At 74.0% G+C, this 26,719-nt stretch carries 20 protein-coding genes; 5 read left to right on the top strand and 15 right to left on the bottom strand.

All coding sequences use genetic code 11. From position 1 onward, the window contains the following. Positions 1-113: 113 nt before the first annotated feature. Positions 114-536, top strand: a complete 423-nt coding sequence (locus tag ACWCXC_RS15175) for a ribonuclease domain-containing protein (protein ID WP_450680450.1) — start codon at positions 114-116, stop codon at positions 534-536. Positions 537-647: 111 nt separating this feature from the next. Here the strand turns inward: ACWCXC_RS15175 and ACWCXC_RS15170 are convergent, their stop codons facing one another. The 7 genes from ACWCXC_RS15170 to ACWCXC_RS15140 form a co-directional block, all read right to left on the bottom strand. Continuing rightward, positions 648-3,011 (bottom strand): M9 family metallopeptidase, encoded by a 2,364-nt coding sequence (locus ACWCXC_RS15170; RefSeq protein ID WP_450889036.1) that lies wholly within the window; start codon positions 3,009-3,011, stop codon positions 648-650. A gap of 258 nt (positions 3,012-3,269) precedes the next feature. Then, positions 3,270-3,986: a GntR family transcriptional regulator gene (locus ACWCXC_RS15165; protein WP_450680452.1), complete on the bottom strand. Its 717-nt coding sequence runs from the start codon at positions 3,984-3,986 to the stop codon at positions 3,270-3,272. 69 nt (positions 3,987-4,055) lie between these two features. Next, positions 4,056-5,057, bottom strand: coding sequence for a proline racemase family protein (locus tag ACWCXC_RS15160; RefSeq protein ID WP_450680453.1), 1,002 nt, complete (start codon positions 5,055-5,057; stop codon positions 4,056-4,058). A gap of 31 nt (positions 5,058-5,088) precedes the next feature. Continuing rightward, complete coding sequence (locus ACWCXC_RS15155; protein ID WP_450889033.1) at positions 5,089-6,000, bottom strand: dihydrodipicolinate synthase family protein; 912 nt, start codon at positions 5,998-6,000, stop codon at positions 5,089-5,091. Positions 6,001-6,059: 59 nt separating this feature from the next. After that, the gene (locus ACWCXC_RS15150; RefSeq protein WP_450889031.1) at positions 6,060-7,505 is read right to left on the bottom strand and encodes an FAD-dependent oxidoreductase; all 1,446 of its coding nucleotides are present in this window, start codon (positions 7,503-7,505) and stop codon (positions 6,060-6,062) included. Next, positions 7,486-7,818, bottom strand: coding sequence for a (2Fe-2S)-binding protein (locus ACWCXC_RS15145; protein ID WP_450889029.1), 333 nt, complete (start codon positions 7,816-7,818; stop codon positions 7,486-7,488). The genes ACWCXC_RS15150 and ACWCXC_RS15145 overlap by 20 nt, the downstream gene beginning before the upstream one ends. A 183-nt stretch (positions 7,819-8,001) precedes the next feature. Further along, positions 8,002-9,168, bottom strand: a complete 1,167-nt coding sequence (locus ACWCXC_RS15140; RefSeq protein ID WP_450889027.1) for an NAD(P)/FAD-dependent oxidoreductase — start codon at positions 9,166-9,168, stop codon at positions 8,002-8,004. A 189-nt stretch (positions 9,169-9,357) separates the two neighbouring features. On the opposite strand from ACWCXC_RS15140, the gene ACWCXC_RS15135 reads away from it, so the two are divergent. Beyond that, complete coding sequence (locus tag ACWCXC_RS15135) at positions 9,358-12,471, top strand: alpha-mannosidase (protein ID WP_450889025.1); 3,114 nt, start codon at positions 9,358-9,360, stop codon at positions 12,469-12,471. 15 nt (positions 12,472-12,486) lie between these two features. On the opposite strand, the gene ACWCXC_RS15130 is transcribed toward ACWCXC_RS15135, so the two are convergent. From ACWCXC_RS15130 to ACWCXC_RS15120, 3 genes are all read right to left on the bottom strand, one after another. Continuing rightward, positions 12,487-14,229, bottom strand: a complete 1,743-nt coding sequence (locus ACWCXC_RS15130) for a pyruvate dehydrogenase (RefSeq protein ID WP_450680459.1) — start codon at positions 14,227-14,229, stop codon at positions 12,487-12,489. 55 nt (positions 14,230-14,284) lie between these two features. Beyond that, positions 14,285-16,162: a protein phosphatase 2C domain-containing protein gene (locus tag ACWCXC_RS15125; RefSeq protein WP_450889023.1), complete on the bottom strand. Its 1,878-nt coding sequence runs from the start codon at positions 16,160-16,162 to the stop codon at positions 14,285-14,287. 141 nt (positions 16,163-16,303) lie between these two features. Beyond that, positions 16,304-20,071, bottom strand: a complete 3,768-nt coding sequence (locus ACWCXC_RS15120) for a S8 family peptidase (protein ID WP_450680461.1) — start codon at positions 20,069-20,071, stop codon at positions 16,304-16,306. A 209-nt stretch (positions 20,072-20,280) separates the two neighbouring features. Here ACWCXC_RS15120 and ACWCXC_RS15115 point away from each other — a divergent pair, with 209 nt between their 5' ends. Together ACWCXC_RS15115 and ACWCXC_RS15110 are read left to right on the top strand one after the other, a co-directional pair. Continuing rightward, entirely contained in the window at positions 20,281-21,258 is a 978-nt protein-coding gene (locus ACWCXC_RS15115; RefSeq protein ID WP_450680462.1) for a helix-turn-helix domain-containing protein, read from the top strand. 104 nt (positions 21,259-21,362) lie between these two features. After that, positions 21,363-21,845 (top strand): DUF456 domain-containing protein, encoded by a 483-nt coding sequence (locus ACWCXC_RS15110; protein ID WP_450680463.1) that lies wholly within the window; start codon positions 21,363-21,365, stop codon positions 21,843-21,845. Here ACWCXC_RS15110 and ACWCXC_RS15105 read toward each other — a convergent pair. Both ACWCXC_RS15105 and rsgA read right to left on the bottom strand, forming a co-directional pair. Continuing rightward, positions 21,770-23,251, bottom strand: coding sequence for an AlkA N-terminal domain-containing protein (locus tag ACWCXC_RS15105; RefSeq protein WP_450889020.1), 1,482 nt, complete (start codon positions 23,249-23,251; stop codon positions 21,770-21,772). The genes ACWCXC_RS15110 and ACWCXC_RS15105 overlap by 76 nt on opposite strands. Positions 23,252-23,267: 16 nt before the next feature. Beyond that, a complete protein-coding gene (rsgA, locus tag ACWCXC_RS15100) occupies positions 23,268-24,404 on the bottom strand; it encodes a ribosome small subunit-dependent GTPase A (RefSeq protein ID WP_450889018.1) in 1,137 nt (378 codons plus the stop codon). Between the two features lie 316 nt (positions 24,405-24,720). Here rsgA and ACWCXC_RS15095 point away from each other — a divergent pair, with 316 nt between their 5' ends. Next, positions 24,721-25,221 carry a DUF5949 family protein gene (locus tag ACWCXC_RS15095; RefSeq protein ID WP_450680466.1) on the top strand — a complete coding sequence of 167 codons (501 nt, stop codon included), beginning with the start codon at positions 24,721-24,723 and terminating at the stop codon, positions 25,219-25,221. Between the two features lie 100 nt (positions 25,222-25,321). Here ACWCXC_RS15095 and ACWCXC_RS15090 read toward each other — a convergent pair whose 3' ends face one another. The 3 genes from ACWCXC_RS15090 to ACWCXC_RS15080 form a co-directional block, all read right to left on the bottom strand. Then, positions 25,322-25,732 (bottom strand): rodlin, encoded by a 411-nt coding sequence (locus tag ACWCXC_RS15090; protein ID WP_450680467.1) that lies wholly within the window; start codon positions 25,730-25,732, stop codon positions 25,322-25,324. 120 nt (positions 25,733-25,852) lie between these two features. Further along, positions 25,853-26,053 carry a hypothetical protein gene (locus ACWCXC_RS15085; protein ID WP_450680468.1) on the bottom strand — a complete coding sequence of 67 codons (201 nt, stop codon included), beginning with the start codon at positions 26,051-26,053 and terminating at the stop codon, positions 25,853-25,855. A 213-nt stretch (positions 26,054-26,266) separates the two neighbouring features. Beyond that, entirely contained in the window at positions 26,267-26,677 is a 411-nt protein-coding gene (locus ACWCXC_RS15080; protein WP_450680469.1) for a rodlin, read from the bottom strand. Positions 26,678-26,719: the final 42 nt, after the last annotated feature.

Below are 26,719 nucleotides of genomic sequence, written 5' to 3'. Positions count from 1 at the left end.
TTCCGCTCGGACACACCCATGACCGAGGCTGTCCCCCGTTCCGGTTAACTTCCGGGAAATTCACTCGACTTGGCGTTGACGGAGCGGCATCTACGCGCGTCATCATGGTGGGCATGCGCATCCCCCCACGGATCACCACGCTCGGCGGCGCGGCCGCCCTTCTGTCCGCCCTCCTCGTCGGCGGCCCGGTCACGACGACCGCGACCGCCTCCCCCACCCCGACCCCCGTCTCCGTCGCCTCCCTCGCCTCGGTCGGCAGCATCTGCTCCTCGGACCTGCCCTCCCAGGCGCACGACACGCTCGACCTCATCGAGGCGGGCGGCCCGTTCCCCTACTCCCAGGACGGCACGGTCTTCCAGAACCGCGAAGGCGTCCTGCCCGGCCGGAGCACCGGCTACTACCACGAGTACACCGTGATCACCCCCGGCTCCCCGACCCGGGGCGCCCGGCGCATCGTCACGGGTGAGGCGTACGAGGAGGACTACTACACCTCGGACCACTACGCGACCTTCGACCTCGTCGACTTCGACTGCTGAGGCCGCTTCCCCCCATCCGTGCCGCAGCCCGACCCCCCACCTGCGGCACGGACCTCAGGGCCACGGGTGCGCGACCGCACCCGTGGCCCGTGGCCCGTCTCCGCACCGGGATCAGTACCGGGTCGCCACCTTCACGTCGGCGAAGTCCCGGACGGCGTACAGACTGATGTAGTGGGCGCCCGCCGCCGGGCGGTCGATCGTCAGCGTGTGGGAGGTCCCGGCGCCGGTGGCGCGGGCCGTGTACGAACCGGTGGTGGCCCAGCCCTTCGCGCTGTAGTAGAGATCGGCGTCGCCCGTGCCGCCACTGGTGGTGACGGTGAGCCGCTCGGTGCCCGCGGGCACGTACAGGTACAGGTAGGAGTAGTTGCCCTCGGTGGCCCGCTGTCCGCTGCGGGCGCAGTTCTCACCCAGTTCACGCCCGTCGCTCGCGGTGCACTCCGCGGTCGGGTCCGGGCCGGGTCCGGTGCCCTCCCCGCAGGTGCCGGCGGCGCAGGCCGTGAGCCAGGTGTTCCAGTCGGCGTCGTAGCGGCTGCCTATGGTCGAGGTGAGCAGGGTGCGCGCCCCGGCCCAGTCACCGGCGCGGTAGCGGGCCAGCAGGGCGTCGACGTCGGCGCGGTGCGACTGGAGCATGTACCGCACGGCCAGATAGCCCCAGTTGTAGACGCGCGTCTGGTCGGCGTTCTCGTAGGTGGTGTCGAACAGGGTCCGCAGGGTGTAGGTGTGCTCCGCCGCGCGGGCGACGGCGTCGTCGTAGGTGACGCCCCGGTAGGAGTAGGAGACGTACTCCGCGAAGCCCTCGACCCACCAGATGGTCGGTGTGGTGATGTTGTCCTCGAAGTCGCCGGCCATGTCGAACCGGCCGTCCAGGTAGTGCGTGTACTCGTGGTTGAGGTTCCAGATCTGGAAGTCGGGCCGGGTCCACTCGGCCTCGTAGGCGATGAACCGGGGCTGGTTGCCGGCCGCCGAGGGATCGCCCTCCAGGTACATCCCGCCGTTGTTGGTGTCGATCCCGTAGATCGCTCCGGCGTAGGTCTGGTAGTCGGTGCTGGAATCGAAGACGATCACCTCGATGGTGCTGTTGAGGTCCCCGGCGACGGGCCCGCTGTCCCTCGCGATGCCGTGGAAGTAGGCGTCCTGGCCCTTGAGGCTGGTGCACGCCGTGGTGAGGTCGGCCGACGACATCTGCTGCGCGAGGATGCGGATGCTGTTACCGCACGTGTACGAGACCGGCAGGACGGCCGACTTCAGCCGGGCGGCCAGGTCGCAGGTGCCGTACGCGGCACAGTCCGCCCGGTCGTAGTAGTCGGTCATCTCGGCGAGTCCGACCCAGAGCGGCGCGGTCGGCCCGGTGATCGAGGTGCGGCCGAGGAGGTCGATGACGAGCGGGCGGGCCTTGGGGCGCAGGGACGCCTCCTGGAGGAAGCGGCCGAGCTCCCGTCCGGCGTTGGAGGTCAGGTACGAGCGGTCCGTGCCGAGCAGGGCGAGGTGGTCGCGGGCGAATCCGGCGAGCGCGTCGAGCAGACTCGGGTCGGCCTCGACGGCGCTGATGAACTCGGGGAGCTGGTGGCCCCGGAAGGTCACGGTGTAGACGCTGTTGACGGCGTTGAGCATGTACCAGGAGCTGTCGTACGCGCTGGTGTAGTCGGCGAGCAGCCGTTTGACGACGTACAGGTAGCGGGCGTTCTGTTCCGCGCTGTCGATGAGGACGACCGCCTCGGACAGGGTCTCACCGTTGGCGTCGGTGACGTCGCGGGAGTGCGCGGAGGCGAAGAAGGCGTCCAGCGCGCCCCGGATCGCGGTGCGCAGGGCCGGTCCGTAGCCGCCGACCGTTCCGGGGTCGTAGTACTGCACGTAGTAGCCCGCCCGGAGGTAGAGCACCAGTTGGGGCATTCCGGTGCTGCTGTCGCCGGGGTAGGCGGCCGATCCGTCGCGCATGGCGTCGGCGACGGCCACCATCTGGGCCTCGCGGAAGGCGAGGTAGCCGTCGTTCCCCTTGACCGAGAACAGCGTGTTGACGCAGTCGGTCGTCGAGGAGCGGATCTGCTGGACGAGCGCGCTGCCCGTGCGGCTGGTGAAGTCGGCGACGGAGCACGCGGCGGCCGGGGCTGTTCCGGCGGCCTTCGCCCCGGTGCGGGCCTCGGCCCCCATCGAGGGGGCCGGGTGGCTCGGCTCGGCGTCGTCCGGGGCGTCGTAGTCGCGGCGCAGGGCGTCCTTGGACGCGGCGAGCGGCGGGCGGTCGGCGGGGCTCGCGGTGTCTGCGGCCAGATGGCCGGCGTCCCGGACGGGGGCTCCGGCGGAGCGTGCGGCGGGGCCGCCTGCCTCGGGTGCTCCGGCGCCGGCCCGCGCCGAGACCGGGGACGCCGGCCGGGGCTCGGCGGCCCCGGCCGGGGCCACGAGCAGTCCGATGCCCAGGCATGCGGCCAGGGCCGCGGTGGAGAGTGCGGTGAATCTCTGTCGAACCGTTCGGTTCCTCACGTGCCGCCTCCCAGCGGTGTGGTGCCGTGCGACGCGTCGCACGGCGAGTGGGGGATGGCGCGCGGTCGGAGCCGTGCCGGAGGAGCACGGCCCTCGGGGCCCGGAAGCCCGGACCCGGAGGCGTCCTGACATGCACACGACCTCGACTGCGGCCGTCAGTACAATGGCACATGTCACATGTTCTTAGGAAGCGGCCGTGCGCACCTTTGTGAACCCCACGACTCACGCGGGATACAGGGGAGTTGCTACTGCCGGAGGTCAGGCCCGGCCGGCCGCCGCGCCTTCGGAGACCGTGGCGGCGGGAGCGTCCGGCGTGCCGTCGGCCCACAGGGAGCGGACGTGAGACATATGGGCGAGCATGCATGCCTCGGCGCCCTCGGCGTCGCCCGAGACGACGAGGTCCAGCAGCTGGACGTGCTCCTGCGCGGAGGCGACCAGCTGTCCCGACTCGGCCAGCCGGTTCAGCCCGAACAGCCGGGAGCGCTTGCGCAGTTCACCGACCTCCTCGACCAGGCGGCGGTTCCCGGCGAGGGCGAGCAGGGCGAGGTGGAAGCGGCGGTCGGCGTCGAGATAGGCCAGGATGTCGTGGCGGCGGGCCGCCGCCACGATCTCCTCGGCGGCGGGCCGCAGCGCCTCCAGCTCCCGGGTGAGCCCCATCCGCGCGATCCGGCCCACGGTGGGCACCTCGATCAGCGCGCGCAGTTCGGTGAAGTCGTCCAGGTCCTGTTCGGTCAGCTCGGTGATGCGGAAGCCCTTGTTGCGGACGGCCTCGACCAGTCCCTCACGGGCCAGGTCGAGCATCGCCTCGCGCACGGGTGTCGCGGAGACCCCGAACTCGGCGGCGAGCGCGGGGGCCGAGTAGACCGTCCCGGGCTCCAGTTCGCCGGAGATGAGCGCCGCCCGCAGCGCGTGCGCCACCTGGTCACGCAGATGTTCCCGCGCCGAGAGCGCGTTGAGCGACGTCAGGCGGGCCATGTCTGTTCCTCCGGGGCCGTGCGGAGCCCAAGAATACAATGTGACGTTGCCCGCCACCCCGGCCCCGGCTCACAGCAGGAACCCTTCCGGGAACGGATCGGACGGGTCGAGGAAGTACTGCGCGGTGCCGGTGATCCAGGCCCGCCCCGTCACGGTGGGCACGACCGCAGGAAGCGTGCCCACGGTGGTCTCCGCGACGAGCCTCCCGGTGAACTCCGTACCGATGAAGGACTCGTTGACGAAGTCGGCACCCAGCGCCAGTTCGCCCCGGGCGTGCAACTGCGCCATCCGGGCGGAGGTGCCGGTGCCGCACGGGGAGCGGTCGAACCAGCCGGGGTGGATCGCCATGGCGTGCCGGGAGCGGACGGCGTCCGAGCCCGGGGCGATCAGCTGCACGTGCTTGAGCCCGTGGATGGCGGGATCGAGCGGATGGACCGGCCGGTCCTCCGCGTTGACCGCGTCCATGAGGGCGAGCCCCGCCGCCAGCAGCTCGTCCTTGTGCGAGCGGTCGAACGGCAGCCCCAGGTCCTCCAGCCGGACCATCGCGTAGAAGTTGCCCCCGTACGCGAGGTCGTAGGGCACCGTGCCGTGGCCGGGGACCTTCGCGGTGAGCCCGAGACCGGCGCTGAAGGCGGGGACGTTGGTGAGCGTGACATGACGGGCGGCGCCGTCCTCGACCCGGACGTCGGCCGTCACCAGCCCGGCGGGGGTGTCGAGCCGGACCCGGGTGACGGGTTCGGTGACCTCCACCAGACCGGTCTCCACCAGGACGGTGGCCACCCCGATGGTGCCGTGCCCGCACATGGGCAGACAGCCGGAGACCTCCATGAACAGCACCCCGACATCGGCGTCGGGCCGGGTCGGCGGCTGGAGGACCGCGCCGCTCATGGCGGAGTGGCCGCGCGGTTCGTACATCAGCAGGGTCCGCACCGCGTCCCGGTGCTCCATGAAGTACGCGCGGCGCTCGGCCATCGTGGCGCCGGGCAGGGTCCCGACGCCGCCGGTGATCACCCGGGTCGGCATGCCCTCGGTGTGCGAGTCGACGGCGTGGAAGATGTGGCGGGTGCGCAAGGGTCCCCCTCGGCGGTCCGTACGGGCGGGTTCAGTGCAGGCCCTCGGCGAGGGCCTTCTCGGTGGCGGCGCGCACGGCGGCCAGGGCGTCCGCGCCGAGCGGCAGCCGAGGTGGCCGGGTGGGGCCCCCGTGGCGTCCGACGAGGTCCATCGACGCCTTGATGGCCTGGACGAACTCCGGTTTCGAGTCCCAGCGCAGCAGTGGGTGCAGCGTGCGGTAGAGCGGCAGGGCGGTCACCAGGTCCCCGGCGACGGCCGCGCGGTACAGCGCGGCGCACGAGGCCGGCAGCATGTTGGGACAGCCGGCGATCCAGCCGGCGGCGCCGGCCACGGCGAGCTCCAGCAGGACGTCGTCGGCCCCGGCCAGCAGATCCAGTCCGGGGGCCCGCTCGGCGATCTCGTAGGCCCGGCGGACATCGCCGCTGAACTCCTTCACCGCGACGACGGAGCCGTCCGCGTGGAGCCGGGCGAGCAGCCCCGGTGTCAGGTCCACCTTCGTGTCGAACGGGTTGTTGTAGGCGACGACCGGCAGGCCCGCGGCGGCCACCTCCGCGTAGTGCGCCCGGACCGCTCCGTCCTCGCACGGATAGCCGTTGGGCGGCAGCAGCAGCACGGAACCCGCGCCCGCCTCGGCCGCCCGCACGGCCCGGCGCCGGGACTGGGTGCTGTCGTACGAGGAGACGCCGGGCATGACGCGGGCCCCGTCGCCCGCCGCCTCGACGGCGACCCGCACCACCTCGTCGCGCTCGCGGTCGGTGAGGGTCTGGTACTCCCCCAGCGAGCCGTTGGGCACCACACCGTCGCAGCCGGCAGCCACGAGGTCGCGCACGTGCGCGGCGTACGCGTCGAAGTCGATGGACCGGTCCTCGCGCAGGGTGAGCGGGGTGGCGACCATGACACCCCGCCAGGGGGTCTCGCGCTGCCAGGTGCTGCTGTGCGTCATCGGGGCTCCTCATCAGGGGTGGGCGGGCGGGACGGGTCGTGGTGCCGAGGGCGGGCGCCTCACGGCTCCTCGCGGCGGTCGGCGCGGGCCAGTTCGCCGAGCGGGACGGGGCAGGCGAGCGGCCGGCGGTCCGGCGCTCCGGTCTCGGCGGGGCGGCCGGCCAGCTCGCGGACGGCGAAGCCGCAGGTGCGGCCCTGGCACCAGCCCATCCCCGCGCGGGTGAGCAGCTTGACCGTGCGGCTGTCGCCGGCGCCGAGCGAGTCGACCGCCGTACGGACGGCCCCGGCGGTGACCTCCTCGCACCGGCAGATCTCGGTGCCGTCCTCCAGCCATCCGGGCCAGCCGGGCCCGGGGCGGTGCACGGCCCCCATCAGCCCGGCGAACGCGCGCATCCGCTCCCGGGAGCGGCGCAGCGCGGCCGTGCGGCGCGGGTCGCGGGGCGGACCGCCCCGGGCGTCCGCGACCACCGAACGGGCGGCCAGCTCCCCTTCGGCCAGGGCGAGCCGCACCCCCGCGACGCCCCCGGTCTCACCGGCGGCCCAGACGCCCGGCACGGTGGTGCGGGCCCGGTCGTCGAGGACGAGGGCGGCCGTCCCGTCGGGGCCGCCCCGGGTGGCGCAGCCGAGGGCGACGGCGAGGTCCAGTTGGGGCACCAGGCCGTGGCCGACGGCGAGGGCGTCGCAGTCCAGCCGGCGGCCGGTCCCCGGCACCGGCCGCCACCGCGCGTCCAGCCGGGAGACGGTGACCCCGGTGACCCGCTCGGTGCCGTGGACGGCGGTGACCGCCCGGTGGCTGAGCAGCCGCACGCCGTACCGGGCGAGGGCGGCCCGGTGGCGGGCGCCTTCCACGAGCCGGCCGGGGCAGCGGGCGAGGGTGAGCGGCGCTCGGGCGTACGCCCCGTAGCCGGCGGCCTCCACGAGGGCGGGGACACGGGCCCCGGCACGGGCCAGGGAGACGGCGACGGCCTGGAGCAGCGGCCCGCTGCCCGCGACGACGATCCGCCGGCCGGGCAGCACCAGGCCGGACTTCAGCATGGCCTGCGCGCCCGCCGCTCCGACGACGCCGGGCAGCGTCCAGCCGGGGAAGGGGAGGTGGCGTTCGGTGGATCCGGTCGCGATCAGCAGCCGGCGGGCGCGGAGCGTGGCGGATCCGTCCTGGCCGTCCGGTCCGGTGACGGCGTGCAGGGTCCAGTCCTCGCCGGTCCGCTCCACGGTCCAGACGTGATGGGCGGTGAGGTGGCGGATCCGGCCCGCCGCGCGGTGCCGGCCGAGGCGGGCGGTGAGCGCGGCGAAGGCCGTCCGGCCGTGGAGCGGGGCCTCGGGACGCGAGGGGGCGAGGCCGGGGGCCGGGGCTCGGTAGTACTGGCCGCCCGGCGCGGCGGCGCTGTCCAGCAGCAGCACGTCGAGCCCGCCGTCGGCGGCGGTGACGGCCGCCGCGAGCCCGGCGGGTCCGGCGCCCACCACCGCCAGCGCGGCGGGGGCGGGTTCAGTCGAGGTGTCCGGCATGCCCGTTCCCCTCCTGGGTGGTGACGACGTCGCCGGGCCGGGCCGGGATCAGACAGGCCCGCCGGTTCGGGCTGCCGTTCACCGTGGCCAGACACTCGTAGCAGGACCCGATCCCGCAGAAGGCGCCCCTGGGCCGTCCGCCGTTCCTGGTGGTGCGCCAGCTGAGCACGGAGGCCGCCCAGAGCGCGGCGGCGATGCTCTGGCCGGGCCGGGCGGTGACCGGCCGGCCGTCGAAGGTGAGCGTGAACCCCGGTCCGGGCGGGGGCGCGGCTGCGGGGGCGGGTGCGGAGGCACGGGTTCGGTGACGTCTCACCAAGGGCTCCTGCTCGGTCGGGTGGGGCGGAGGCGGGCGGGGTGGAGACATACGGGACGGGTCGGGGCCGGCCGGTCGCGGGGCCCGGCCGAAGGGGTCCGGCCGGGGCTGCCGCTCGCCGTGCGGGGTCGCGGTGGTCCGGGCCGGCTCCTCGTGGTCCCGGGGCATGGCCCTCCGGCCGCGTCAGCCGGACACCGGGCCCGGATCGAAGCGGTCGGGGCGGAAGGGGCGCGGGTCCACGGGCGGCCGCTCGCCGAGGAGGGCGGCGGTGACGAGGGCGGCCGTGGCGGGGGCGAGTCCGATGCCCGCGCCCTCGTGGCCGCAGGCGTGGAAGAGGCCGGGGACGCGGGCGTCCGGGCCGATGGCGGGCAGATGGTCGGGGAGGTAGGGACGGAAGCCGTGGTAGGCCCGCAGCACCCGGGCCCGCGCCAGCACGGGGAACAGCGCGGCCGCCGCCGCGGCCAGCCGGCTGACGACGGGGACGGACAGGGTGCGGTCGTAGCCGACCCGCTCGCGGCTGGCCCCGATCAGGACCGGTCCGGCCGCCGTGCCCTCCACCACGGGCGAGGTCTGGAGCTCCGCGGAGGCGCTGGACACATCGGCGACGTACTCCGCCGCGTACACCTTGTGCCGGATCAGGCGCGGCAGGGGTTCGGTGACGAGGACGAAGCCGCGGCGGGGCAGGACGGGCAGCTCCACCCCGGCCAGGGCGGCGAGTTCCCCGCCGTGCACGCCCGTCGCGTTGACCACCGCAGGGGCGAGCAGGTCTCCCGCGTCGGTGCGCACGCCCCGGACCTCGCCGCCCGGACCGGTGAGGACGGCGGTGACCTCGCGGCCCGGATGGAAGGAGGCGCCGCTGTCGCGGGCAGCTCGGAGCAAGTGGGCTGCGGCCAGGGCCGGTTGGATCTGCGCGTCCTGCGGATAGCGGACGCCTCCGGCCAGATCCGGCGCCAGATGCGGTTCGAGGGAGGCGAGTCCGTCGGGGGACACGTCCTCGGCGCTCACCCCGGCCGCCCGCTGCCCCTCGGCGGTCCGGGCCAGGGCCGCCAGCGACTCGGGCCCCGAGGCGACCACCAGGCCGCCCTTCGCCTCGAACTCCACGGCGTCCGGCAGCTCTTGGGCCAGTTCGCGCCAGAGGCCGAGGGACAGCAGCGCGAGGTCCAGCTCGGGTCCGGGCGGCTTGTCGGAGACCAGGAGGTTGCCCTCCCCCGCCCCGGTGGTGCCGCCCGCGACCGGCCCCCGGTCCACGACGGCGACCGCCAGTCCGGACCGCGCGGCCGACCGCGCACAGGCGGCGCCGACGACTCCGGCACCGACGACGATCACGTCCCACGGCTTCTTCGTGAACACGTCAGTAATATGTCACATGGTTCTGAGAGTGCCAAGGGGTCGCACACGGACGTGATCTGACGCCTCCTCATGCGTACGGCACGGAACGCGGGGCCGACGGAGGGAGGCACCGGCCGGCGAGGGATGGCTCGCGGCAGCACGGGAAGACAAGCCCTTGACCCTGCCAGACGGCGAACCGGAGGAGCGGCGATGCACGACGACAGCGCACTGGTGGAGGCCCGGCTGGAGCGGGCCCTGAACCAGTTCATCCGACCCGCCGTGTACGCGGACCGGACGCCGCTCGCGCTCGCGGTGTGGCACGTCCCGGGCGAGCCGGTGCCGGTGGCTGAGGCGCTGGCCGCCCCGTACGCCCCGTTCACGACGGGCACGGAGTGGGGCGCGCCCTGGTCCACCAGCTGGTTCCGGCTGACCGGGACGGTCCCCGACGCCTGGGCCGGCCGCCGGGTCGAGGTGGTCGTCGACCCGGGCTTCTCCGGCCAGGCGCCCGGCTTCCAGGCCGAGGGCCTGCTGTACGACGCGGAGGGCGTCCCGCTCAAGGGCATCCATCCGCGCAACCGGCACCTCACCGTGGGAGCGCCCGCCGAGGGCGGCGAGGAGGTCTCGCTGCTCCTGGAGGCTGCCGCCAACCCCGCCGTCCTGGAGCACGGCTTCGCCCCGACGCCGCTCGGGGACGTCCTGACGGCGGGCGACGCGCCCCTCTACCGCTTCGCCTCCGCCGACCTCGCCGTACTGGACGAGGAGGTGTGGCATCTGGTCCTGGACACCGAGGTGCTGTCCGAGCTGATGCGGGAGCTGCCCGACGACCGCTCGCGGCGCCACGAGATCCTGCGGGCCCTGGAGCGGATGCTCGACGCCCTGGACCTGCACGACGTCTCCGGCACGGCGGCGGCCGGGCGGGCCGAGCTGGCCGGGGCCCTGTCCCGGCCGGCGTCCGCGAGCGCGCACCGGATCTCGGCGGCCGGGCACGCCCACATCGATTCGGCGTGGCTGTGGCCGCTGCGCGAGACGGTCCGCAAGGCCTCGCGCACCTTCGCCAACGTCACCGCGCTCGCCCGGGACTACCCGGAGCTGGTCTTCGCCTGTTCACAGGCCCAGCAGTACGCCTGGGTGAAGGAGAACCAGCCGCACCTCTGGGAGCGGATCCGGCGGGCGGTGGCCGAGGGGCAGTGGGAGCCCGTGGGCTCGATGTGGGTGGAGTCCGACGCCAATCTGCCGGGCGGCGAGGCGCTGGCCCGGCAGATCGTGCACGGAAAGCGGTTCTTCGAGCAGGAGTTGGGGGTGGAGACCCGGGAGATCTGGCTGCCGGACTCCTTCGGCTACACCGCCGCGTTCCCGCAGCTGGCCCGGCTGGCCGGCGTCCGCTGGTTCCTGACGCAGAAGCTGTCGTGGAACCAGACGAACCGGATGCCCCACCACACCTTCTGGTGGGAGGGCATCGACGGCACCCGGGTCTTCACGCACTTCCCGCCCGTGGACACCTACAACGCGCAGTTCCACGGCGGCGAACTGGCTCACGCCGAGCGGAACTTCCGGGAGAAGGGCCGAGCCGGCCGCTCCCTGGTCCCGTTCGGCTGGGGCGACGGCGGCGGCGGTCCCACCCGGGAGATGCTGGAGAAGGCCCGCCGGCTCGCCGATCTGGAGGGCTCCCCGCGCGTCACGGTCGAGAAGCCCTCCGCGTTCTTCGCGGCGGCCGAGGAGGAGTACGGGGCCGAGGCCCCGGTCTGGTCCGGCGAGCTGTATCTGGAGCTGCACCGCGCCACGTACACCACCCAGGCCGCGACCAAGCAGGGCAACCGGCGCAGCGAACACCTCCTGCGCGAGGCCGAGTCGTGGGCGACGGCGGCGGCCCTGCGTTCACCCGGGTACGCCTATCCGTACGAGGAGCTGGACCGGATCTGGAAGACGGTGCTGCTGCACCAGTTCCACGACATCCTGCCGGGGTCCTCGATCGCCTGGGTGCACCGCGAGGCGCGGGAGACGTACGAGCGGCTGCGCGAGGAGCTGGCCGGGCTGATCGCGGACGCGGTGGCGGCGCTGGGGCCGGCCCGGGTCCCGGCCGTCCTCAACGCCTCCCCGTACGCCCGCTCCCAGGTCCTCGAACTGGACGCCGAGGCGAGCGCGCTGCTGCCGTCCGGGGCGCGGGCGCAGCGGCTGGGCGGGGGCCGCACGGTGGTCCTGGCCGAGGCGCCGGGGCTGGGGGCGGGGCCGCTGGACGGCGCGGTCCTTCCCCGGACGCCGGTCACGGCGGAGGCGTCGCGGGACGGCGGGAGCGTGCTGGACAACGGGCTGCTGCGGGTGGTGGTCGACGCGGACGGGCTGATCTCCTCCGTCCGCGACCTCGTGGCGGACCGCGAGGTGCTGGCCCCGGGCCACCGGGCCAATCTGCTGCAACTGCATCCGGACCACCCGAACCACTGGGACGCCTGGGATCTGGACCGCCACTACCGGCGCTCGCACACCGATCTGACGGCGGCCGAGCGGGTGGAGCGGCTGGAGGAGGGCCCGCTGCGCGCCTCGGTGCGCGTGGTCCGCGCCTTCGGCACCTCGGCGGTCGTGCAGGAGATCCGGCTGGCGGCGGGGGCCCGGCAGGTCGACATCGAGACCGAGGTGGACTGGCAGGAGTCGGAGAAGGTCCTCAAGGCGGCCTTCCCGCTCGATGTGCACGCCGAACGGTCCACGGCCGAGATCCAGTTCGGCCATGTGCACCGGGCGACCCACGACAACACCGGCTGGGACGCGGCCCGTTTCGAGATCTGCGCCCACCGCTGGCTGCGGGTCGCCGAGCCGGGGTACGGGGTGGCCGTGCTGAACGATTCGACGTACGGCCACGAGGTGGTCCGCACCCCGCATCCGGACGGGCTGGGCACGACCGTACGGCTGACGCTGCTGCGCGCCCCGCACAGCCCTGACCCGGCGACCGACCTCGGCACGCACCGCTTCCGGTACGCGCTGGCGCCCGGGGCGGAGATCACGGACGCGGTCCGGGAGGGGCTCGCCCTCAATCTGCCGCTGCGGGCCGCCGTCGCGCCGCTCGTCCCCTCGCTCGTCGACACCGGGCATCCGGCGGTCACGGTGGAGTCGGTGAAACTGGCCGACGACCGGAGCGGCGAGGTGATCGTGCGGCTGTACGAGTCGGCGGGCGGCCGGGCGCGGGCGCGGCTGCGGACGGCGTTCCCCGTGGTGGAGGCGCGGATCACCGATCTGCTGGAGCGGCCGCTGGGCCCGGCCCCGACGGGACCCGAGGGGCTGGAGCTGGAGCTGCGGCCGTTCCAGATCCTGACGGTGCGGCTGACACCGGCCTGAGGCGACCGGCCCGGATCAGGGGCGGGGCACGTTGCGGAGGTTGGAGCGGGCCATCTGGACCATCCGGCCGACGCCGCCGTCCAGCACGATCTTCCCGGCGGAGAGCGCGAAGCCGGTCACCATGTCCGCGCTGATCTTCGGCGGGATGGAGAGCGCGTTGGGGTCGGTGACGACGTCCACGAGGGCGGGGCCGTCGTGCTTGAAGGCGTCCTTCAGCGCGCTCTCCAGTTGCTTGGGCTTCTCGACGCGGACGCCGTACGCCCCGGCGGCGCGGGCGACGGCGGCGAAGTCCGGGTTCTTGTTGGTCGTACCGAACGACGGGAGTCCCGCGACCAGCATCTCCAGTTCGACCATGCCCAGCGAGGAGTTGTTGAACAGGACGACCTTCACCGGCAGGTCGTACTGGACGAGGGTCAGGAAGTCCCCCATCAGCATCGTGAACCCGCCGTCGCCGGACATGGAGACGACCTGCCGGTTGCGGTCGGTGAACTGGGCGCCGATGGCCTGCGGCAGCGCGTTGGCCATGGAGCCGTGGCTGAACGAGCCGATCACCCGGCGTTTGCCGTTCGGTGTCAGATAGCGCGCCGCCCAGACGTTGCACATGCCGGTGTCCACGGTGAACACCGCGTCCTCGTCCGCGAGGTCGTCGAGCACCGACGCCACGTACTCGGGGTGGATCGGGACGTGCTTGTCGACCTTGCGGGTGTAGGCGCGGATCACGCCCTCCAGCGCGTCGGCGTGCTTCTTGAGCATCCGGTCGAGGAAGCGGCGGTCGCTCTTGGCCTTCACCCGGGGCGTGAGACAGCGCAGCGTCTCACGGACGTCGCCCCAGACCGCGAGGTCGAGCTTGGAGCGCCGGCCCAGGTGCTCGGGGCGCACATCGACCTGGACGATCTTCACATCGGTCGGCAGGAAGGCGTTGTACGGGAAGTCCGTGCCGAGCAGGATCAGCAGATCGCACTCGTTGGTCGCCTCGTACGCGGCCCCGTAGCCGAGCAGTCCGCTCATGCCGACGTCGTACGGGTTGTCGTACTGGATCCACTCCTTGCCGCGCAGCGCGTGGCCCACCGGGGCCTTGACCCGCTCGGCGAACTCCATGACCTCGGCGTGCGCCCCGGCCGTCCCGCTGCCGCAGAACAGCGTCACCCGTTTGGCCTCGTCGACCATCCGGCACAGCTTCTCGATCTCCGCGTCACCGGGGCGCACGGTGGGCCGCGAGGTGACCAGGGCGTGCTCGACGGACTTCTCCGGGGCGGGCCGGGAGGCGATGTCGCCGGGCATGGTGACGACGGAGACACCGCCCCGGCCGATCGCGTGCTGGATGGCGGTCTGGAGCAGCCGGGGCATCTGCTGGGGGTGGGAGATCATCTCGTTGTAGTGGCTGCACTCCTGGAAGAGCAGCTCCGGATGGGTCTCCTGGAAGAAGCCGAGGCCGATCTCGCCGGAGGGGATGTGCGAGGCGAGCGCGAGGACCGGGGCCATGGAGCGGTGGGCGTCGTAGAGGCCGTTGATGAGGTGCAGGTTGCCGGGGCCGCAGGAGCCCGCGCACGCCGCCAGCTCACCGGTGATCTGGGCCTCGGCACCGGCCGCGAACGCGGCGGTCTCCTCGTGCCTGACCTGGATCCACTCGATGTCCGCGTGGCGCCGGATCGCGTCGACGACCGGGTTGAGGCTGTCGCCGACGACCCCGTACATGCGTTTGACGCCTGCCCGGGACAGGATGTCGACGAACTGCTCCGACACGTTCTGCTTGGCCATGGGTGCGCACTCCCTCGACGGTTCTCCGGAGTCCATCAACCCATGGCCCGCGCGGTTACGCCTCCCAGACGCCGACCGCCGTCCGGTCGTCGGCGTACCCCGCCACCCTCAGCCGGGCGTCGTCGAGGAAGGCGCCGAGGCCCGGCGGACCCTCCGGTGACCAGCGTGCGGCCAGGGCCCGGGCGAGGGCGGGCTCGCCGCGCAGCGGTTCGGCGAGGCCCTGGCTGCACAGCAGCAGCGTGTCGCCCGGCCGGGCGACGGAGGCACGGAAGCGGAAGGGCTCGGCCGGCGGCGGGACCGGGGTCTCGACGTACGGGGCGGGGGCGGTGGTGATCCCGAGGTCCATGGTCAGCCGCTCGCCCTCGGGGGTGGTCTCGGACGCGGCGGAGCCGAAACCGGCCACGGCCTCGGCCGCCGGAACCGCGCTCTGCGGCACCAGGGGTTCGAGGTCCTGCCAGCCGCCGTCGCGGAGCCGGAACAGCCCGCCGCCGCCGACACCGAAGAACACCCGGGTACGGCAGCCGGGGTCGGCGGAGAGCAGCAGGCAGCGCAGGCCGGCGGAGTACTCTGCGGGTTCCAGGCCGAGTTCGGCGGCGCGGGCGCGGAGCCTGCCGTAGGTGCGGTCGGCGAGCCGGTGCAGCCCGGACTTCAGGTCGCCGCGCCGGCCCGCCCTTATGTCGTCGGAGAGCCGGGCGTGGCTCCGCCCCACGGCCTCCCCGATCCAGCGGCAGGCGTCGGCGGCGGCCAGATGGGCGTGCTCCCCGGTCCGGCTTCCGCCCGCGACGGCCACCAGGACCAGGGCGTCCTCCCCGGCGCCGAAGCGCACGGTCAGCAGCGCGTCGCGCCGGGGTTCGCCCCGGTACCGCGCGGAGTCACCGCGCACGGAGGCGGCCCTCAGGGTGTACGTGCCGTACCGGGCGCCGTCGAGGACCGTGTCGGGAACCACCCCGTGCAGGGCGCGCGGATCGCTCGCGGGCAGCGCGGTGGGTTCCGCGTCGTACGTCGGCGGCCGGGCCCCCACATGACCCACCTCGGCACGCGGCGCGGGAACGGGTGCGGGCTCGGGCTCCCGGTCGGACTCCGGCCCGTCCGGGGGCACGCTCTCGGCGCTCGTCCGTTCGGCGACCGGGCGGCGGGGCAGCGGCGGGACGACGGCGTCGGGGACGGGTTCGGCGGGGGGCGCATCGGCCGGGGCGGCGGCGGGCCCGGAGGCCACGACGGTGGGCGCCTCGGTCGGGGCGTGAGGGGCCTCGGCCGGGGCGACGCGAGGATCGGGCGACGGCTGGGGCGGTGGTGAGGACTGGGCCGGTGGTGCGGGCTGCGGCTGCCGGGGCGGTGGCGGCGGCTGCGATGCCGGGGTGAACCGGGAGGCCCGAGACGGCTCCCAGGAAGGCGGTTCCCACGCCGGCGGCTCCCAGGAGGACAACGGCCGCGGCGGCTCGGGCGGCTCCGTCGGCTTGGGCGGCTCCGTCGGCTCGGCCGGCCGCGTCGGCTCCGGGGCCTGGTCCCCGGCGGGCGGTGCGGGCTCGGGCGGTTGTGTCGGCTCCGGCGGTTCCGGAGTCTCGTCCCGCGCGGGCGGTGCGGGCTCGGGCGGCGGTTCCGGGGCGGCCGGCCGGGGCGCGGTGAAGGTCCGGGGTCCGGGTGGGGCGGCGGGCGGCTCCCACGGGGCGCGCGCGGTGAACGCCGGCGGCCGGGGCGGGGCTGCATCCGCCGTTCGGGTGACGGCGGACACCGGTTCCCTGGGCTCCGGCACGGGAGCGGCGGCCCCGTCCTCCCCGCCGGCCCCCCGCCGCAGCGCCACGGACGCCGAGTCGAAGCGGTCGTCGAGCGTGTCGGGCGCCTGGCTCGCCCCGGTGTCCGGGGCGGATTCGTCGTACAGCCTGCGCCACCAGTCGTCCTCATGGGCGGCGGGCGTCTCCCCCTGCTGACTCATGCCCTTATTGTCCACCGCGAGGGCCGTACGAAAACGGGACATCCGGAAAAAGTGCTCGGAGCCCGCCCCCGCACAGGGGTCCGCCGGGCGCCCCCACCCCCCACGGGAAGGACGCCCGGCGGACCGGTCGGTGATCCGGCGTCAGCGCACGGCGTAGGCGTCGGTCACGGTCTGGACGACGGAGTTCCCGTGGGAGTCCGTCAGTTCGGTGCGCAGGGTGACCGGCTTGCCGGCAGCGCCCGCATGGTCCACGGTCGCGGTCCACCGGCCGTCACGCCGCGCGGTGACGGCCTCGGTCCAGGTCTCGCCTCCGTCGTAGGAGTACGCGGCCTTGGCGGACGTCACCGCGCCGGGCGTGTAACCCGCGTGGCCGGTGACGCTCAGTCCGATCGTCTGGCCGTCCTCGGCGGGGAGCGTCTTCATGCCGTCCGAGGGGAGCTCGTAGCCGGGGAAGAGCAGCGGGATTCCCTGCGAGTAGACGTTCTCGTCACGGTGGGAGCGGAACCTCCAGGTGGTCTCGGTCCGTGTCGAACGCTTCCAGACGGCGGCCGGCTGGCCCGACTTGAGGGTCATGAGGGTGAGTGCGTACGCGGCGTCCCCGGCCGGGACCTCGAAGACCCCGGAGGGCCAGCCCGTCCGGCCGATCTCCTCGCCGTCGCGGGTGAGCCGCAGGTTGCCCAGGTCGCCGAAGGAGCCCTGGAGCCCGGCGTGTTCGGTGTCGCTCCAGAAACCGGGGGCGACGCCGATGAGGTTGTCCTGGCGTTCGGCGGCGAGCTGTTCGGCTCCGGTGTCGTCGCGGGGCGCGGACGGCACGAGGACGCCCCGGTACCACTCGGCGGCGCGCTGCGAGCCCGCCCGGTACGTGCGGAACGGGTCCCTCATGTACTCGCCCCAGGGGAAGCTGGAGGAGAGGGCCTGCTGCCAGGTGCTGTCGCCGGCCGTGTAGTACTCGGTGCGCTTCCCCGGCGCCGGGACGGTGTCGAACTGGCCCACGGAGAAGTTCGCCCCGAACGGGCGGGCGACGACCAGGGTGTCGCTGAAGTCGGTGGCGACGCCCATCGATTCGTACGTGGAGTCGACCCGGCCGAGCGCGCGGTCCTTGACCCGGTAGGTGCGGTCCGAGGTGACCGGGCCCTTCTCGGGGAAGGCCAGGTTGTAGACGAACGGGCTGACGGCGGTGGCCTTCCAGTCCAGGGCCACCGGCCCGTCGGCCAGCGCGCCGGTCAGGCCCTTCGCCTCGTCGGCGGGGATGCCGAGCGTCGGCAGGGGCGCCTGGGCGTATCCGACGGACGGCTGCCAGGGACCCGCGGAGGGTCGGTGGACCAGCAGGGCAACCGCTCCGGCCGCCTTGGCGTTCTTCGCCTGGGCGGTGACCGTGCCGTCGTCCGGGACGGAGACCAGGGCGACCTTGCCGGAGGCCCCGGCGGCGGACAGTTCCCCGGGGGTGCCCGTGCCGGCGTCGACGAGCGCGGCCCGGCCGGAGCCGTCGAGGTTGACGGAGCCCTGCGAGGCGGCGACCGGGTGGAGCGTGGCGCCGGAGACCACCGACAGCTTCTCGATCTTCGGCGCGTAGGCGCGCCAGAAGCTGTCGAACTCGAAGGAGCCGTCCTGGGCCCTGCCCCGGATGTCGACGCGGTAGTCCTTCACGAGGCCGCCGGCCGTGAGGGACCCGGCGTGCAGCCAGGTGCCGTCCCAGCTCCGGCCGAAGGCGAGGGTGCCGCTGCGGGTCTCGCTGGTCCGGTCCTCGGTCCGCACCCGGATCCGGTGGGCCGCGCGGCTGTCCAGGACCAGGGTGGTGTCCTTGGTGACGTTCAGCTGCGGCCGGGCCAGGTAGCCGACCGAGCCGGTGAGCCGGCCGGTGGCGTCCTCGGGGTTCGGCGAGACGACGAAACCGGAGACGAAGTAGGCGCCGGGGCGCAGTCGGTAGACCTGGTCGGCGGAGCCGTCGTTGAAACGGCGCTCACCGGTGGCCGTGTCGGTGCCGATGACGTCCAGGGACGAGGATCCCTCGGCGGGCTTCCCCCGGTTGTCGATCAGCTTGACGCGCAGGGTGACGGTCTCGGCCCCGACGTACAGCGAGAACGGGGTGGAGACCGCGGCCCCGCCGGGGCCGGTGGCGACGACCCGGCCGGTGACGTCGCCGTACTGCGCGGCCTTGAGGTGCGCGGTCGGATCGAGCCTCAGCGGGACCTCGGCCGTCGCACCTGCGGGCACGGTCACGGTCTTCGCGCCGAGGGCGGCGACGGCGGACCGGACGGCGGAGCCGTCGTTGCCGGTGACGTCCCGGACGGCGAGGGACAGCTTCACCGGCCTGTCGCCGGTGTTCGTGTACGGGATCCGCACGGTGGTGCGGTCCGTCGCGTCCTGGGGCCAGCTGAAGGTGCCGCCCTGGACGGCGGGGGCGCCGACGACGGTGGTGTCGATCGCCGCCTTCACGTCGAGCCGTCCGCCGCCGGTCTCGCGTACGTCGCCGGGGACGTCGCTCTTCGCGGAGGAGACGAGGGCCGCCTTCACCTGCTGGGCGGTCCAGTCCGGGTGGCGCTGCTTGACGATGGCGGCGGCGCCGGCGACGTGCGGGGCGGCCATCGACGTACCGGACATCGACCGGTAGGCGTAGACGCCCCGGCCGCCGGCCGAGGCGGCGGAGATCGCGACGCCGGGGGCGGCGATCTCCGGCTTGAGGGTGTGCGCGCCGATGGCGGGGCCCCTGCTGGAGAACGGTGCGGTGGAGTCGTCGCGGTCGACGGCGCCGACGGTGAGCACGCCGGGCGCGCACCCGGGCGAGGACACGGTGTTGAGCGCGGGGCCGAGGTTGCCGGCCGCGACGACGAACAGGGTGTCCTTGCTCTTGCCGAGTTCCTCGGCGGCCAGGCTCATCGGGTCGGTGCAGTCGGTGGGGGCCTGGCTGCCCAGGCTCATGGAGACGACGTCGGCCTTCCGGTCGACGGCCCACTGCATGCCCGCGATGATCCAGGAGGAGTCACCGGAGCCGCTGTCGTTGAGTACCTTGCCGACGAGGAGGTCCGCTCCGGGGGCGACGCCCTTCTTCTTCCCGCCGCTCGCCGCGCCGGAGCCACCGACGGTGGAGAGGGTGTGGGTGCCGTGGCCCTGGCGGTCGTCGGTGGTGTCGGAGTCGGTGAAGTTCTTCGACTCGGTGATCCGGCCCGCGAGATCGGGGTGCCCGGCGTCGGCGCCGGTGTCCAGGACGGCGACCGTGGTGCCCTTGCCGTCGTAACCGGCGGCCCAGGCGAGGTCGGCGCCGATCTGCTTCGTCGAACGGTCCAGGCTGGCCTCGACCTTGCGGTCCAGCCAGAGCTTCTTCAGCCCGGCGGCCGAGCGGGACCGGGCGGGGCCGGTGAGGTCCGCCCAGAAGCCGGCTGCCTGCTTCTTGTCCGCCTTGAGCGCGACGCCGTCGATGGACGGGAGGGCCAGTCCGCGTACGGCGCCGCGCGGGGTGGCGGGCGCGCTGCGGGCGGTGCTCGCGGTGTACGTGGCGATGACGGGCAGGGACGTCGCGTGGGCGTCGTCGTAGCCCTGGCGGATCAGCCCGGTGACGTTGAACAGCTCCTCGTCCGCGGTGCCTTCGGCGAGGGCCTTCGCCGCCCCCTCCGGGTAGACGTAGAGGTCCGGGCCCGAGCGGCGGGTCTGCACGAGGGGGACGGTGCCGTCCTCGCGGGGCTGCGCGGTGGCCGAGGCGTTCCCCGCGCGGTCGGTGCTCACCCGGATCCGGTCACCGGTGACCAGGGTGACGGTCACCGGTTCGATGGCCTCGGAGTCGGCGGCGCTGCCGGTCAGCGGTCTCTTCCCGGTCGTGTCGCCCGGTGGCGCCGCCACGGACGGTGCGATCACCGTGACGGCGAGGACCGCGGCGGTGGCCGCCCCCAGAGCCGTACGCGATATCGGACGCATCGCTCTCCCCACGTCAAACCAGAACGCACAGGGCAAAGCCCCGCGTTCCGGAGGTTGTTGGTGCTGCGGTGGCGCCACATTGGCAGAGTGGCGGGCGGTACAGGGATGATGTTCGCGGCGGGTTTACGCCGTGGCCGTTTTCCGCCACGGCCGCCGCACCGCGCCGCCGTACATGCCGGGGAAGCAACGCGTCCGGGAGGGGCCCGAGGATGCTGGGAGCGATAGGTCTCGACGAGAGACAGGAGTCGGCCTACCGCGCGCTCGTGGCCCTGGGGGCGGCGGAGGTGTCCGATCTGGCGCACCGGCTCGGTCTCCCCGAGGCCGACACCGAGCGCGCCCTGCGCCGGCTGGAGCAGCACGGGCTGGCCGCCCAGTCCTCTGCGCGCACCGAACGCTGGGTGGCGGCGCCGCCGGGGGTCGCCCTGGGAGCGCTTCTGACCCAGCAGCGCCACGAGCTGGAACAGGCGGAGCTGGCGGCCGTGCTGCTCGCCGAGGAGTACCGGATGGACGCCGACCAGCCGGCCGTCCACGATCTGGTCGAGGTGGTCACCGGCGCGAGCGCGGTGGCCCACCGCTTCCACCAGTTGCAGCTGGGAGCGGCGAGCGAGGTCTGCGCCCTGGTCACCGGGAAGCCGATCGCGGTCACCGGGATGGAGAACGAGTCGGAGGAGCAGGCCGCGGCGCGCGGGGTGTCCTTCCGGGTGGTGGTCGAACGCGAGGTGCTGTCGCTGCCCTCGGGGATCGTGGAGCTCTCGGCGGCGCTGAGCCGCCACGAGCAGTGCCGGGTGGTGGACCGGGTCCCCACGAAACTGGTCATCGCCGACGGGGCGATGGCGATGGTGCCGCTGACCGGCCGGGGCGCGGACCCCGCCGCCCTCGTGGTGCACGGTTCGGGGCTGCTGGAGTCGCTGACCGGGCTCTTCGAGGCGGTCTGGCGCGAGGCGATGCCGCTGCGGCTGGCCGAGAGCGGCGGCATCGACGAGGACACCACCGGTCCCGACCCCACGGATCTGGAGATCCTGTCCCTGCTGCTGGCGGGGCTGACCGACGCCAGCGTGGCCAAGCAACTGGATCTCGGGCTGCGGACGGTGCAGCGCCGGGTCAAGGGCCTCATGGAGCTGACCGGGGTCTCGACCCGGCTCCAGCTGGGCTGGCACGCCTTCGAACGGGGCTGGGTCGCCCGCTGACGAGGCTCCGGGGCCGGTCCGCACACCCTCTGAGCTGCGCCGACGGCCCCCGGGCCGGGGTGCGACGACGGGCGGGACCGGCCGGACTCCGGCAGGCTGGGGGAATGAGTGTGTGGCAGCTCGTCGCCGTCGGCCTGGTCATGCTGCTGGGCCTGATCGGTGTGCTGGTGCCCGGGGTGCCGGGTCAGGCGATCGTCTGGGCCGCCGTGCTGTGGTGGGCGCTGACCGACATGTCACCGGCCGCCTGGGGCGTCCTGATCGCCTCCACGGCGCTGCTGCTGCTCAACCAGGCCCTCAAACCGCTGCTGCCGCCGCGCCGCCCCCGCGAGTCCGGCGCGCCCCGGCGGACCCTGACGCTGGGCGGGATCGGCGCGATCGCCGGCTTCTTCGTGGTCCCGGTGATCGGCGCGATCGCGGGATACGTCGGCGTGATCTACGGGGCGGAACGGCTCCGGCTGGGCAGCCGGGGCGCGGGCTGGGCGTCGGTGCGCTCGGTGATGCGCGCCACCGGCTACGCGGTGCTCGTCGAGCTGTTCGCCTGCCTGCTGGTCGCGGGGGCCTGGCTGGGCGCGGTGGTCTGGGGCTGATCCCCCGGGAGGCCCCGGGCCCGGCGGACCCCGTACGAGCGCCAGGGGCGCCACCGGTCGGAGCCGGGTGTGCCGTACGGATCCACGTCGGGGTCGCCCAGGGCGCGCATCCGGATCAGCCGGGCGATCCGCGGGGTCATGCCGGGGACCCGGAGCAGCGCCTGCTCGGCCTCGTCCCGGTCGGCGCCCGGGTCCAGCCGCACCGCGCCCTCGGCGAGCGCCGCCGCCAGGGCCCGCAGCCGGGGGCCGGGGGCGGACGAGGCGAGGACGTCCGGCTCGGGGAAGAGGTGGGTGAGGCCGCCGCAGGGGGTGTCCAGGACCTTCCCGTACGCCTCGACCAGCTCCCCGGCCTCCCCCGGGCCCAGCAGCGCCCGCAGGGCGAACTCCTCCGGGTCGGCCGTGCCGGGCGAGCGCATCCCCGGGCGGGCGGCGACCCGGTCCGCGAGGAGCGGGTCGGCGGCGAGGAGGTCGTCCACGGCGTACGGATCGGCGTCGAGGTCGAAGAGGCGGCGCAGCCGCTGCACCGCCGTGGTCAGGTCGCGCAGGTCCGTGAGGTGGATGCGGGCCTCCAGCCAGGGACCGGTGGACCGCTCGTCCACGGCGGCGATGCCGGTGCCGTGCGGCAGGCGCAGGGTGCGCCGGTAGGTGCGGGCCCCCGGCTCCCCGGCGACCTCTTCGACCAGGGGCACCCGCTCGGCGGCGAGCAGGTCGAAGACCTCGCGGGCGGCGTACGGTCCGCGGTGGGCGAGCCGGAGCGGGACACCGGCGCCCCGGGCCCGTCGGGCCCCGGTCCCGGTGCCCCTCTCGGCGCGCAGTTGGCTGGGGGTGCGGGCGTAGATGGTGCGGATGGTGTCGTTGAACTGACGGACGCTGGCGCATCCGGAGGCGAAGGCGATGTCCGTGACGGGCAGCTCGGTGGTCTGGAGGAGCACCCGCGCGGTGTGGGCGCGCTGGGCGCGGGCCAGGGCGACGGGGCCGGCGCCCAGCTCGGCGTTGAGCTGCCGCTGGACCTGGCGGGCGCTGTAGCCGAGCCGGCGGGCGAGACCGGGGACGCCCTCCCGGTCCACCACCCCGTCGCCGATCAACCGCATGGCGCGGCCCACCACATCGGCCCGGACGTTCCACTCCGCCGATCCGGGCACGGCGTCCGGGCGGCAGCGGCGGCACGCCCGGAAGCCGTTGCCCTGGGCGGCGGCGGCCGTCGGGTAGAAGCGGACGTTCTTCCGCTTGGGGGTGACGGCGGGGCAGCTCGGACGGCAGTAGATGCCGGTCGTCTCGACGGCGAAGAAGAACTCCCCGTCGAACCGCGCGTCGCGGCTGCTCACCGCCTCGTACCTGCTCTCCTCGTCCTTCACACCGTCCAGTGTGCGTCCCCGGCGGGCGCCGCACTCGCGGTATTCGGACATCGAGCAGGGTGTCCGGCTACCGCACCCGCCCCCGCTTGGCCTCCATCGCGGCCCGGCCCTCGGCGCCCTTGCGCTTCCAGTCGCGCCGGATCTCCGAGCGGACCCGGGCGTCCGTCTTGGCGACGATGCGCTGGTTCTCGCGCTGGAGCTTGAGGTAGCTGTCGAAGCGCCGCTCGGGCAGGGTGCCGTCCTCGATGGCCTCGCGGACCGCGCAGCCCGGTTCCGTACCGTGCGCGCAGTCGTGGAAGCGGCAGTCCCCGGCCAGCTCCTCGATCTCCGTGAAGACCTGGCCGACGCCGGTCTCCGCGTCCCAGAGGCCGACCCCGCGCAGCCCGGGGGTGTCGATGATGACCCCGCCGGAGGGCAGCGCGAGGAGGTTGCGGGTGGTGGTGGTGTGCCGGCCCTTGCCGTCCACGTCACGGGCGGCCCGCACCTCCATGGCGTCCTTGCCGAGGAGGGTGTTGGCGAGGGTGGACTTGCCCGCGCCGGAGGCCCCGAGGAGCACGCTCGTGCCGCCCGAGACGATCGCGGAGAACACGTCGACGCCCTCGCCGGTGGTGGAGCTGACGGGCAGCACCTGGACCCCGGGGGCCAGGCGTTCGAGGTCCTCGACGAGATGGGCGAGGGTGGCCGGATCGGGGACGAGATCGGCCTTGGTGAGCACGACCAGGGTCTCGGCGTCGCCGTCGTCGCCCACCGCACCGTCGCGCAGGAGGGCGTCGCCGCCGGCGCTCGACAGGGCCAGCGCGAGATAGCGCTCCACCCGGCCCAGGTCGAGTTCGACCGCGAGCGAGACGCAGATGGCGATGTGGTCGACGTTGGTGGCGAGCACCTGGCCCTCGGAGCGCTTGGACGAGGTGGAGCGGACGAAGGCGGTGCGCCGGGGCAGCAGCGTCCGGACGAACCGCGGGTCGCCGTCGGCGTCCACGGCGGCCCAGTCGCCGGTGCAGACGATCCGCATCGGGTCCCGGGGCACGACGAACGCGGTGTCGGCGCGGACCGTGCCCACCGGGGTGACGAGATCGCACTGGCCCCGGTCGACGCGCACCACGCGCCCGGGGAGCAGACCCCGCTCGGCGTGGGGGGCGAACGCGGCGTCCCAGCCGGCGTCCCAGCCGTAGGCGGACAGGGAGGAGGAGAACGAGAAAGACAAGGGAGACCCTTCACAGGGTGGTCCCGGCGGTGCGCGCGGCGGCGCACGAACGCGTCAGGTCAGCCGGTGACCACGGGGGTGGAATCGATGTGCTTCGGCTCGTGGGCAGCGCCCACAGCGATGGCCTTCGCCAACGTCCTCACCTCCGGCTCGTCCTGTCGTCGGTACGGCGGTCGCTCCGCCGTCCGTTACGCGGCACACCCTAGCGTCCGGCGCGGGAGCGGCGTCAACGGATTATTTCCGGCCGCCCCACTCCTCCCCCGATCGAGTGACACGCAGGGCGATCGACCGGTCGCGTACGGTTAGGGTGCCGGACATGACCTCCCCCCAGACTGCCTCCGGCACGTTCACCCAGGCCCAGTTGGGCACCCTCACCCTGATCGGCTGGAGCGGCGAACACCCCCACACCGGCCAGGACATCGCGTTCCTGCTCGTCTACTCCCTGGGCGACGGATCGGAGGGTCCCGCGGTCGGCGAGAGCGCCATGCGCATCGCGCTGGAGCGCTGCGGACTGCCGGTCGGCGGAAGCGCGGTGCGCGCCGACGAGAACCCGGGGCTGCCGGTGAAGCTCCTCGTCCAGGCCGGCCAGGCCGTCCTGACGCTGCCTCACTTCTCGGCGCAGTACCCGGTGCCGCCGCAGTGGCTGGCGGCGGCCCACGCCCGGGGCGAGGTGCACGCCATGTTCGCCACCCGCCCGTGGCCGCAGGGCGCCCCGGGCCTCACGGTCGACGAGGCCATCCTGCGGGCCTTCGCCGGGGACCCGGCCGTCATCGAGACCTCCGCCCACGCCGTGCTCCCGGTCCGCAGCCTGGGCTGAGGCCGGACGCACCGATGCCCACCCCTCCCCCGTGGAGCGGTGGGCATCGTGCGTTCCGAGGGCGGCCGGTAGGACGCACCGGCCGCCCTCGGTGCGAGGCTCAGTTGTTGGCGACGCCGTTCCCCGAGAGGATCGGGATGCCCTCCACCAGGTGCGACAGCGGCTCGTCGCCCTTGGCCTGGGTGGAGTTCTCCGTGCACTGCTGGTTCTGCGGCGAGGACAGGACGTCGATGTCCTGGACCGCGACGGGCACCAGCAGGCCCACGAGCGAACCGACGTTGGCCTTGATCGGCGCGCCGAGGCAGAGCTTGTTCAACGAACCCTGGACGAGCTGGACCTGCGGGCTGCCGTCACCACGGGTCACGGCGTTGCCGAACGAGTCGACGGCACCGTTGCCGTTGACCGACGTGGTGCCGCCGTCGTTGCCGATCGCCATGGCCGAGGGGGCCGCGGCGGCGGACAGGCCGACCAGGGACACGGCGACTGCCGCACCGGCCATCATCTTCTTCATCACGCTTCACCTTTCGGAGCGTTCCGTTGGGGAACGTACTGCTCAACCCCCGTCGGAGGTTTCGGTTCCGCGGTTCCACTCAAACGGGTTGAATCCAGAAAAAGTTCGACACCCGGAGCGTCAGTCGCACGGGCTCTCCGCGGACGTCCGCGCCCCGGGGACGAGACCGCTCGCTCGTGAGGGGGCGGGAGCGGGGTCCGCCGGTGGTTCCGCGCGGTCGCGGGCCGCCTGCCATTCGGCGAGGAGGCGGTCGTAGATCGGGGTGCCGCCCTGCGGGAAGCGGCGCGGGTCCTGCCGTCGTCGACTGCCGTACTGGTCCATGGATTGGCCCTACCCGGTCCGCCGGGAGGCCCGGCCACCGCTACGGCAACCGGCCCAGCCGCCCCGCCCGTTCGAGGGAGCCGGGGCCCGCGCACACACGACGGGGCCCGCGCACACGACGGGGGCCGGCCCGCCCGGGGCGGCCGGAGATCCGGCTGCCCCGTGACGGACCGGCCCCCGTGCGGTACGGGACCGCGGGTGCCCGGGTGGGACCTAGTTGTTGGCGACACCGTTGCCGGAAAGCACCGGGATCTGGTCCAGGATGTGCGACAGCGGCTCGTCGCCCTTGGCCTGGGTGGAGTTCTCGGTGCACTGCTGGTTCTGCGGCGACGACAGGACGTTGAGGTCCTGGACCGAGATCGGGACGACGCCCAGCACCGAACCGACGTTGGCCTTGGCCGGCAGGGCGATGCACGGCTTGTTGAGCGAGCCCTGGATGAGCGCGAACTGCGGGCTCCAGTCACCGTGGGTGGCGGAGTTGCCGTAGGACTGCACGGCACCGTTGCCGTTGACCGACGTGGTGCCCTGGTCGTTGCCGATCGCCATGGCCGCGGGAGCGGCGGCGGCGGAGACGCCGACGATCGACGCGGCGACGGCGGCCGAGGCCATAATCTTCTTGATCACAGAAAAGCCCTTCTCGGGTTATGCGTGTGCCCGCCTGTCCGG

It is taken from the genome of Streptomyces sp. NPDC001515, from assembly GCF_053597115.1.
Note: the sequence above shows the minus strand (reverse complement) of the source record. Positions and strands in the feature narration are given on the sequence as shown.